Origin of the sequence: Paraburkholderia ribeironis (assembly GCF_900019265.1) — a bacterium.
GTDB classification, from domain to species: domain Bacteria; phylum Pseudomonadota; class Gammaproteobacteria; order Burkholderiales; family Burkholderiaceae; genus Paraburkholderia; species Paraburkholderia ribeironis.
Map to the genome: position 1 here is coordinate 169,705 of NZ_CYGX02000015.1, position 10,224 is coordinate 179,928.

9 protein-coding genes are annotated in these 10,224 nt (G+C 62.6%); 3 read left to right on the forward strand and 6 right to left on the reverse strand.

The window, feature by feature from the left end; genetic code table 11:
* The first annotated feature begins 288 nt into the window (after positions 1-288).
* Complete coding sequence (locus BN2475_RS08490; RefSeq protein WP_245841199.1) at positions 289-558, forward strand: hypothetical protein; 270 nt, start codon at positions 289-291, stop codon at positions 556-558.
* 236 nt (positions 559-794) lie between these two features.
* Here BN2475_RS08490 and BN2475_RS08495 read toward each other — a convergent pair whose 3' ends face one another.
* From BN2475_RS08495 to BN2475_RS08515, 5 genes are all read right to left on the reverse strand, one after another.
* Positions 795-1,520 carry an OmpW/AlkL family protein gene (locus tag BN2475_RS08495; protein ID WP_094779088.1) on the reverse strand — a complete coding sequence of 242 codons (726 nt, stop codon included), beginning with the start codon at positions 1,518-1,520 and terminating at the stop codon, positions 795-797.
* A gap of 540 nt (positions 1,521-2,060) precedes the next feature.
* Positions 2,061-3,527: an MFS transporter gene (locus tag BN2475_RS08500; RefSeq protein ID WP_094779089.1), complete on the reverse strand. Its 1,467-nt coding sequence runs from the start codon at positions 3,525-3,527 to the stop codon at positions 2,061-2,063.
* A gap of 123 nt (positions 3,528-3,650) precedes the next feature.
* Positions 3,651-5,612, reverse strand: a complete 1,962-nt coding sequence (locus BN2475_RS08505; protein WP_094779090.1) for an aconitase family protein — start codon at positions 5,610-5,612, stop codon at positions 3,651-3,653.
* A 239-nt stretch (positions 5,613-5,851) separates the two neighbouring features.
* Positions 5,852-6,754, reverse strand: coding sequence for a LysR family transcriptional regulator (locus tag BN2475_RS08510; protein WP_094779091.1), 903 nt, complete (start codon positions 6,752-6,754; stop codon positions 5,852-5,854).
* A 94-nt stretch (positions 6,755-6,848) separates the two neighbouring features.
* A complete protein-coding gene (locus tag BN2475_RS08515) occupies positions 6,849-7,568 on the reverse strand; it encodes a 2OG-Fe(II) oxygenase (protein WP_094779114.1) in 720 nt (239 codons plus the stop codon).
* Positions 7,569-7,862: 294 nt separating this feature from the next.
* On the opposite strand from BN2475_RS08515, the gene BN2475_RS08520 reads away from it, so the two are divergent.
* Both BN2475_RS08520 and BN2475_RS08525 read left to right on the forward strand, forming a co-directional pair.
* The gene (locus tag BN2475_RS08520) at positions 7,863-8,504 is read left to right on the forward strand and encodes a DsbA family oxidoreductase (protein ID WP_094779092.1); all 642 of its coding nucleotides are present in this window, start codon (positions 7,863-7,865) and stop codon (positions 8,502-8,504) included.
* Between the two features lie 270 nt (positions 8,505-8,774).
* Complete coding sequence (locus BN2475_RS08525; RefSeq protein WP_245841207.1) at positions 8,775-9,125, forward strand: BON domain-containing protein; 351 nt, start codon at positions 8,775-8,777, stop codon at positions 9,123-9,125.
* A gap of 52 nt (positions 9,126-9,177) precedes the next feature.
* Here the strand turns inward: BN2475_RS08525 and BN2475_RS08530 are convergent, their stop codons facing one another.
* Positions 9,178-9,972, reverse strand: a complete 795-nt coding sequence (locus BN2475_RS08530) for a hypothetical protein (protein WP_094779094.1) — start codon at positions 9,970-9,972, stop codon at positions 9,178-9,180.
* Between the last annotated feature and the right edge of the window lie 252 nt (positions 9,973-10,224).

Below are 10,224 nucleotides of genomic sequence, written 5' to 3' on the forward strand. Positions count from 1 at the left end.
ACGATTGCGCGCAATGAGAATGACGACGCGGATTATCGTTTGGCATGACTGCTCGCTGGTTAAGGCCTGAAGCATGGGCTGCAGCCAGTTGCGCGATTGTGCTTGTGCTTGCGCTCGCAGTCCGTCGCGCCTTGTGAACGGCTCCGGGCTTTGACGTAGCGGGTGTCGACCCATTGCGTTCGCTCCGGCGCGCATGCGCGATCACCGTCCTATGTCACCGGCTCCCCTCTATCTGCGGCGTTTCTTTCATGTCCTTTGCGTCCCGCGTATCCGCTATATAGACATGCTATGGTGCACTCCGACTTGAAAAATGCGTCTTTGAAACTGATAAAAATAACGATGGAGCAGTTCTTTATGCGGCGCGCCAGCGCCGTGATTTTTTTGCTCAATCGCCGTCACGCGTGGCGTGAAAAGATCACGGCCATATCGTGCGGCAACGTTGAATGGGAAACGCGGGAAATCGAGTCGATTGAGCGACTGGTACTCGACGTCCGCGCGGGCCGCGTTCATACATTCGAATTGGCTCATCCAGCAACCGTTGTAATCGTCACAGACTAAGGCCCAGTTCGCCTCCAGTTATTTTCAACGCTTTAGCCCCATCCAGTTGTGCTGCCGAACTTGCGTGCTTACCTCCGGTGGCATGCCCGCCGTTTTCGCGTCTCGCGCAAACGGGCCCAGGCTGTGCTGACGACTACTGGCCGCCGCAAGATGCGAGACCCTGCGTGCACGGTCGGCCAGTTGCAGACACCTATCAGGCGGATGGTCCACACTGCGTTGAGCAGTGTGGAGCCGCATTAGAACCGATACCCGACAGAAACATACGAAATGATCGGATCAAGCTTGAGCTTCGTGCTACTGGTCACGGTTCCGAGCTTGGACTGAGTCGTCAGCGTGGCCTTCGTCGACAGCCACATATACGACAGCGAGACATCGACCGACCAATGCTTGTCGATGTTATAGGCAAACCCGGCATTGATGACCGGCGCAAACGAGCTGCTCAACTTCGCGGTGGTCGTCCCCTCCAGTGCGGTGCCATATGTCTGCGAATACAAGAAGCTGCCACTCGATACCGCCGGGCTCAATTTCACTCCGCTATACCAGACGTATGAGCCGCCCGCGCCAAGGTACGGACGGAAGCGACTCTGTGCTTCGTTGAAGTAGTACTTCAGAAGCAGCGTCGGGCTCCATTCGTACGCGGAGCCGATCTCCCCGAGCGCCGCGAGCGACCCGGTGCCGGTCAAATGAAACTTCGGCGGCACGCCGAATACTGCAGTCGTGGCGATGTGGTCGGTAAAGAAATAGGTAGCCGTAAAGCCGAACGTATCCGAATCGCTCACTGTTGCGCCCGTGCCGGTCTCCGTTACGCTCGTGCCGACTGCATTGACAGTGAGCGGTTTGCTCGAGTCCTGCGGCGAGAGATGAAACCAGCCCAAACTCGCGACGACATCGCCAGCGCTTTGCGCCTGAGCGGCCGTACTCACTAATAACGCAGCGGCTATGCCGAGTCCCCGTATCTTCATTGTTGTCTCCTCTGTTTTGACGTCCTGGTGATCGGTCAGGGACGATTCTATGTGCACGATCGTTCGATTTGCCGTCCGATCCGCCGAGTGTTAGCTCTGGAATTCGGTAAGGATTGAGCGACCGTGATGCGACGGGTCCGCATCTGTCCTTCGGCACTCAAGGCGACACGGGTTCGCAGTGTTTCAGGAGCCGGGTTTTGCAGGAAAGGGAGGAACGCCTGTCTCCTTGCAGTGCATTGGCATGCCAAAGTAGCGGCAGGCGGATTCGCGCAAGTTCGCAAACGAATGGGCGTAGAAGACTGAACGCATAACGAGAAGGGGCAGACGAAAGCCAAAAGCCCGCTGGTTAGAGCGGGCTTCCGGTTGCCTTTTTGGAAAGAGAGTACCGCTGCGTCATCGCATTGCAAGCAATGCGATGACGCGGCTTTATTTAACCGTAACCGAAACCGCGCACGCAAGGACTGTGGCGATGATGTTCATGTCGATTGCCTTCTCTTTCCTTACGCGTTTGCCGCCGTGAGGCAGAGCAGATCGTCCAGGCTACCGGGAGATCTTCTCCAGTTCAATACCCTTTGTGCGCGGCCCCAGCAAACCAATCGCCAGCATGACGATGAACATTGCGCCGGCGATGAACACGAACACGCCGGTGGTGCCGAAGTGCTTCAAGACCCACGCGATCAGAAAGGCCGTGAAAATCGCCGAAAACCGGCTCCATGAGTAAACAAAGCCCACCGCTCGCGCACGAATGCTAGTGGGAAAAAGTTCGGTCTGGTACGCATGGTAGCTGTACGAAATGATGTTGCCTGCGAGCGTCAGACACACCCCGAGGCTCACCAGCAGCACCGCGCCCGACGCCTGACTGAACCACAACCCGCAGACGACATTCACACCAGCCATCGACACGATCACCGTCTTGCGCTCGAAGCGGTCGCCAATGAAAAGGCCGATGATCGGACCAAGCGGCGCCGCCAATGCGATCACGCTCGAGTACATCAGGCTCGTGGTGATCGTTATGCCCTGCTTGATCAACAGGGTTGGCACCCAGTTCGCAAAACCGTAGAAGCCCACCGTCTGGAAGATGTTGAAGATCGTCATCATCAGCGCGCGGCTGCGATACGGCGGCACCCACATATCACGGAAGCCGCCGCGTGGCGCGACCGGCACCGGCGGTGCGGGCGGCGGCAGTTCGCGGCCGTACTCGCTGCGCACCTTGGCTTCGAGTGCGCTCATCACGCGCCCGGCTTCCGTCAGACGTCCTTGCTGTGCCAGCCAACGCGGGCTTTCCGGCAACGCGCGACGGATCCACCAGACAAACAGCGCACCATGCGCGCCGATCAACACGACCCAGCGCCAGCCGTCCAGGCCGAGCAGCGTGCGCGGCACCAGCAGAAACGATAGAAATGCCACCACCGGCACCGCCGTAAAGCCAACCGCCTGCTCGCACGCAAAAGCGCGGCCGCGAATCTGCTTGGGTACCAGCTCGGAGATGTACGTGCCGATGGTCACCAGTTCGACGCCGATGCCGATGCCCGCCACGAAGCGCCAGATATTCAAACCGGTCGCCGTTTCCTGAAACGCCATCACGACATTGGCCGCCGTGTACCACAGCAGCGAATAGGTGAATACGGCACGGCGTCCGAAGCGATCCGCGAGGAACCCGCACGCGAGCGTGCCGACAAAGAGCCCGCTGAACAATGCGGCGATGAAACTCGCGACGCCCGTCGAGCCGAACAGGCCGTGCGTCGTCGCGCTCAAAAGCCCGCTCTTGACGAGACCCGGCGCGACATAGCCCGAATACAGCAGATCGTAGAGTTCGAAAAAGAAGCCGAGGCTCAGCAGCACCACCAGCTTCCAGATGGAACGCGTGGCGGGCAACCGGTCCAGACGCGCCGAAATGCTGCCGGCGTCGAGCGACGCGGCGCGGGTCGCGTCGGCGGTCGCGCTGGCGCGAGACGCCGCGTGGCCGTCGCTGCGCGCGACGTACGCGCCGTGATCGGGAGATGCCATGTTGTCTGTCTCCTAGTGATGCGGGCGAAAAATGACGCTCGCTGGAACGGCTCTAGTGCCGGCCTGTTGTTATTTCATGCGGCGCACGCACCACGCTGCCGGCCCCGCAAGCCGGCCAGCATTCTAGCCGCGCTCGTGCTTCAATTGCTCGAAGGTGGTGATTTTTCCGGCCAGCGCGCTCGCCGCAACCGTGTAAGGACTCGCGAGCCACACATCGCCCGGGCCCGAACGGCCCGGAAAATTACGGTTGATCGCGCTGATCGTCACCTGATGCGCGTCGGCCGATTGACCCGGTCCGCAGTTCGCGCACGACCCGCAGCCCGGCATCACGAGCGTCACGCCCGCGCGTTCGAACACGGGCAGATAGCCTTGCTGCTCGCAATACGCGCGCACTGCCATGGTGCCGAATTGCAGGTAGAGCCGCGTGCTCTGCGGCACGCGCAGGCCATGTTCGACGCCCCAATGCAGCACCTCGTGATAGAAATCGAAGTCCTCGCGCTTGCCTGCGGTACACGAGCCGCCGTACGCGATATCGATCGACACGTCCTGCTCCAGTTGCGCCGCCGCCATGCCATTGCCGGGATCGCCGGGGCGCGCGAGCATCGGCTCGATCGCACTCGCGTCGATGCGGATGATGTCGCGATAGCTCGCGCCCGGGTCGCTTTTCATCCAGTTTTCAAGCATGAAATCGACGCCGCGCCGCTCCTTCAGAAACGCCACCGTACGTTCGTCCGGCTCGACGATGCCGGTGAAGCCGCCCAACTCCGCGACCATGTTGGTCAAGGTCGCGCGCTCGTCGATCGACATCGCGCGCACCGCCGCACCGCCGTATTCGAATACGAGGCCGATCGCACCGCCCGAGCGGATCGCGTCCGTGCGCAGCAGATGCAGCACGACGTCCTTCGCGGTCACGCCGTCGCGCAGGCCGCCGTCGATCTCGATGCGCAGCGTCTCGGGTACCTTGCAGCGCACGTAGCCCGTCACCCAGCTATTGGCGATTTCCGTCGCGCCCGCACCGAACGCGAGGCAGCCGAGCGCGCCCGAATGCGGTGTGTGCGAATCCGTGCCGCACGCCACCTCGCCCGGCAACGCATATTGCTCGGCCAGCAGCGCATGACAGATGCCTTCGGAGCCCGGCAGCGTATCGAGCGCGCCGTGCGAGCGCACCGGATAGTCGCGCGAAAACGCTGTGTGGCCTTCCATCAGATTGGCGACGCCGGGCAGCAAACCGTCGCGCACATGAGGAATGCTCTGTGCCGCAAGCACCAGATGATCCTGAAACGCGATGATGTGATCCGGCGCATGTAGCGGCGCGGGCTTGCCGAACGCGCGATGCATCAGATGCGCGCACATGCCGGTGAAGTAGTCGTGGCTGAAGCGCCAGTCGGCGGCGATGAACACGCCGTCGCCACGCTGCGCGCTCGCGATGCCAGGGTGCAGATGACGCTCGATGATCTTCTCGACCAGCGTCTTCGGTTCGATGCATGGCGTGGCTGCCGTTGCATTCGCCGCCTCGTCGCGCACGCGCGGTGCGGGCCAGTCCGCGAACCTGCTGTACGCGAGCAGACCGCCGCTGCGGATGATCTGCTGCGTAAGCGCGTCGCGGCCTTTGAGGAACTCGTCGATCGGCACCGCTTCGCCCGCGATCAGACGATCGAGCACGGAGAAATCGGTGGTGGTGAGAATGCCGATGTTGTCGCAGTTCTGCTGATAGATCCGCTCGAAGCTCTCCGCGACGATCAGCCGGATGCCCGCCGACAGTTCCGCCAGCGGACTCGATTCACGCGACGAGCCTTTGCCGTAGCGCTTGCCCGCCACCGTGACCTGGAAGCCGCCGTGCTTCACCGCGTTGCGGCCGATCGGCATGCGCTCGCCCGCCTTGAAACCGACATACGGATACTGGCCGAGGCGTTCGTCGTAAGTGAGCATCACGGTGACCGGCGTGATTTCGTCGGTAGACACGTTCTCGCGTAACGGCCCCGCCGTGGCGCGCGTGAAATTTTCGCCGGCAAGTTGCGCGTCGATCACCGCGGGGTCCTGGGACAGGTACAGCACGCGGCCATCGAGGCGGATCGTGTCGCTCATCGATGCATTCTCCTTGCGCTCACTATACGGCGCGCAAAGCCGATGCCGAAGTGCCGGTGCGGCAACGCAGCCGTCTCGGTTGGCGAGTGCTGGAGCGTGTGGCGCACTGCGGGGTTCGTCGCGGTTGTGCTCGCTGGCGTTGCGTTGGTCGCGGGTTGCGTTGGTCGGGGTTGCGGTGGTCGGGTTGCGGTGGTCGGGTTGCGTTGGTCGGCGCTGCGTTCGCCGTTGCTTCGCGCGTGCTAGGGCTGGTTGCCAAGAAACCCGACCAGCGCCGCCGCGCTCGCGCTCAACTGCTCACGCGCCCTGAAGATCATCATCAGGCGGCGCACGGCCCACGCATCGCTCAGCGACAACAGGCGCACGTCGAGCGTATTGACGTACAGCAGCCCGACCTGCTCGGGCACGATCGCGATGCCGAGCCCCGCGTGCACCATCCGGCACAGCGCGTCGAGACTGCTGACGCGTATCCGCACGTCGAGCTGCCGCCCCGCCTCGCCCGCCTGCTGCGCGAGCAGGTGCGTCAGCGCGCTCTCGCTGCGCAGGCCGACGAAGCTCTCGTCGAACAGATCGTCGAACACCACGCGCGACGCGTCGGCGAGACGGTGGTCGCCCGGCACCAGCACCGCCAGCCGGTCTTGCCGGTACGGCACCTGCTCGAACGCTTCGCTGCCGGCGACCGGGTTGCAGATGCCGAAGTCGGCGCCGTGCTCGTCGACGATACGCAGCACGTCGGCGCTGTTCTCCTCTTCCAGTTCGATCGACACGTCGGGGAATACGCGCCCGAACGCGGCGATATCCTCCGGCAGAGACTGGACGATCGACGAAAGATTCGCGACCACCCGCACGCGTCCTTTCGCGCCCGACGAAAAGCGCGACAACTCCGCGCTCATCTGCTCGATGTTGCCGATGATCGCCAGCGCGTAGCGCAGCACGGTCTCGCCGACCGGCGTTACCGTGATGCCGCGCGACTGCCGCTGGATCACCGGCAGGCCGATCACCGCCTCGATCTCGGCGATGCGCCGGCTCACCGCCGACGACGCGATGAACTCGCGCTCGGCCGCTCGCGCGATGTTGCGCTCCTGGCAGACGGCAACGAACAGGCGCAGCGAAGTGAGGTCGAGTCTCTTGAGAAGGTTTTCCATGGCGTCATTCGGCGGTCAGTCCTCCGATTGTGACGCAGGCCGCGCAATTCGCCAAAGTCTGCGGCGCGCGCCGCAGCACACCATGTTGTCGCGTTCACAACGCGTCGTGGAAAATAATGCCCAGCGTATGCCGCTGACCCGAGCGCAACCGGCTGACCCCGTGACGCAGCCTGACGCGATACGGGCCGCGCGTGCCCTGCACCGGCCGGCTATTCACCGTGAACACCACCGCATCGCCCTTGGCGAGCGGCACCACTTCCGCGCGTGACTGCATCCGCGGACGCTGCTCCGTCATGACGAACTCGCCGCCGGTAAAATCGCGCCCCGGCGCCGACAGCAGAATCGCGACCTGAAGCGGAAATACATGCTCGCCGTAAAGATCCTGGTGAAGACAGTTGTAGTCGCCCGCACCGTATTGCAGGATCAACAGCGTCGGACGGACCTGCCCCGCGTGATGGCAACGCCGGATGAAGTCCGCGTGCTTCGCCGGATAGCGGACGCCGATATGCATGACTTCGTTCCAGCGGTTCGCCAGCGGTACCAGATGCGGATAGATCGCCGTGCGCAGTGCACCGATCAGCTCCGGTAACGGATAGTCGAAGTACTTGTATTCGCCACTGCCGAAGCCGTGGCGAGCCATGACGACGCGGCTTCGATAGAGGTCGTCGTGAGAATAAAGCGCTGCCAGCGCGTCACATTCCTGCAATGTGGCGAGTCCGGGCACGACCGCGCATCCGTACAGGTCGAGGTCCTGTTCGATGCGGGGCCAGTCGAGCGCGTCGACCCGCTGATGAATCGTCGCTGTCGATGGCATGACGTTGGATTGTGCGATGCATGAGCTCATCATTGAATAGCGGCGGTACGGATCGCCATCTCCGTCGAATTGGATTGATAGCGTCAGTGTACGAGTGCGGCGGCAGGAAAACACTCCGGGTCTTGCTGTGCAATTCGGCAGACCTGGCGGCCAGGCAAACAGGTCGCGAGAGGTCGCGAGAGGCCACGACACACCTGCGCTCCTGCACGAGTTCGCAATTCAGGCTACGCTGTTTGCAGCTGTCGCGCTCGCGCCAGGTCGACCGCGCAACCCGTCATTCCAGTAAGGACCGCAATGAAACAAACGCTCACCATCGATTTTGTCTCCGACATCGCCTGCCCCTGGTGCGCGATCGGCTTATCGTCGCTTCAGCTGGCACTATCTCGCCTCGGCGAAGCGGTGCAGGCGCAGATCACCGTGCATCCGTTCGAATTGAATCCGCAGATGGGACCGGAAGGCGAGGACATCGTCGACTATCTCGGCAAGAAATACGGACGCACGCCGGCGCAAATCGCCGACACACAAGCCATGATCCGCGAGCGCGGTGCGAGCGTCGGCTTTGTGTTCGGCCCGCGCACGCGGGTCTATAACACCTTCGACGCGCATCGCCTGCTGCATTGGGCCGGCATCGAAGGCAGGCAGTTGGCGCTCAAGCAGGCGCTGCTGCGCGCCTACCATGGCGACGGCAAAGATCCGAGCAACCACGACGTGCTGGTCGAAGCAGCACAATCCATCGGACTCGATGCCGCAAAGGCGCGTGAAGTTCTGTCGAACGGAACCTATGCCGATGAGGTTCGCGCCGAAGAACGGAATAACCACGAGATGGGCATTCAGTCCGTGCCGGCCATTATCTTCAACGGTCGATATCTGGTGACGGGCGGTCAACCGGCGGACGAATTCGTGCGGATCATCAAGGAGATTCTGGCCAAGGCGTAGGCGCATGACAGGGTCGTTTGAAATGGCGCGGCGGGCAGTTCGCGGCCAGCTCGGGCGATACACCGACGCCGCCCGGCCCAGCCGCGAACGCCCTGTTCATCCTGTCTTCGCAGCCTATAATCGGTTCGGACGGCGGTACACCCGTCTCGAGGCGGCATCGCTCTTGCTGCCTCTGCCCCGCTGGCACTACGCGGCTCGAACGGCAGTTCTGGACAAACCGGCAAAGGAGCACAAATGAAAACAAACGGCGCGAGCAGAATAATCGGCGCGATGACGTCTGTGGTCATTGCGATTTGCGCGAACTCCGCCCACGCGCAGACATCCGGCGGCACACCAACCGAGGCGGCCGCGCAAAATCCGTCTGTCGGTGCGCGTTCGTCCTCAAACAACCGGTCGGATAGCACGATTGTTCGTGACGTGCGCCGCGCGTTCACGCGTACGACAGGGTTGAACTCCGCGAATATTCACGTGCAGGCACGCCACGGCGTGGTGACGTTGACCGGCACCGTGCCGCAGCGCTCACAGATCCAGCGGGCCGGAAATGCAGCAAGGTCGGTGCGGGGCGTCAGATCGGTATCGAACCGGCTGACGGTGCGAACATGGCGCGGCGGCGGACATTAGACCAACACGTCGCGCGGCCGATCCGCGACGCGGCGACCTGTCTGTCAATGCGTTACCGCCATACGCGATAGTTCATCACCGGTGCCCGATACGCGTACACGCGCGGCGCGCCCCAATAGACCGGCGGCCGGTAGACCTGATACGCGACGGGCGGAGCTAGAGGCTGGACCACGGTTTCGACCACGGGCATCTCCTCGTACTGCGGTTGCGCGTAGACCGGGACATACTGGATCTGAGGCGGCGGAGCATATTCCTGCCGCACATACACGGGCTGACTCTCTGCATAGACCGGCTGCGGCGGCGCCTGCGCATACTCCGGCGCCGGCTGATATTGCATCGGCATGGGCGGAGCGTACTGCTGATCCTGGTAGGCCTGCCTGTATTGCGGCGGCGGTGGCGGTTGCGGCACCTGACGCGGTTGCGCGGCCTGGCGCTGCTGCGCGTACTGACGAGGTTGCGGCGGAATGGTGGTGTACTTCGAGTTGTCGTCTTCCGGTACGCCGGCCGGCAACGGCGGCACGTCCACGCGGGCCACCTGTGTGTTGGTGGGTTGCCGCTGACCGTGGTTGTGCGAATCGATCATCGCGTTGTAATCGGCCTGATCCTGCTTGCCGCGATTGATATAGCCATTGCGATAAGCGCGAGCCACGTCCGACATCTTCGCTTTCGGATCTTCCTTCATGCCGTCCGCGTTGACCTGATACTCGTTCGGACTGAGCGAGCCGGCCGGCGCCTCGTCGGCGGCATAGGCGGCTTCGGGGCCGTCGGCCCATGCAAGGCTGCACTGTAGCGTGAGCGCTGAAGCCATTGTCGTCACCCCAAGCCCCAACACCGTTCTTATTCTCATGATCCACCTCGCGGCCGATTAAGAATTTTGAAAGCGCAAGTTATTTGCCCCGTGTGCCTTTTGGCAGTGCCCCGTGCGTTGTAGATTTCTAGCACATTCTTGTGTCGGCTACATAGTTTTTTGTCGGGATATGAGGGGTTTGGCGCATTCGAGTCGAAGTGCCCGTTGCGCGGATGAAGTGCCGGGACAGGGCGGGGGGAATTGAAGCGTGCTGGCGGGTTGCTGGGGGCGGCTTGGCGGTTTGGCGGTTTG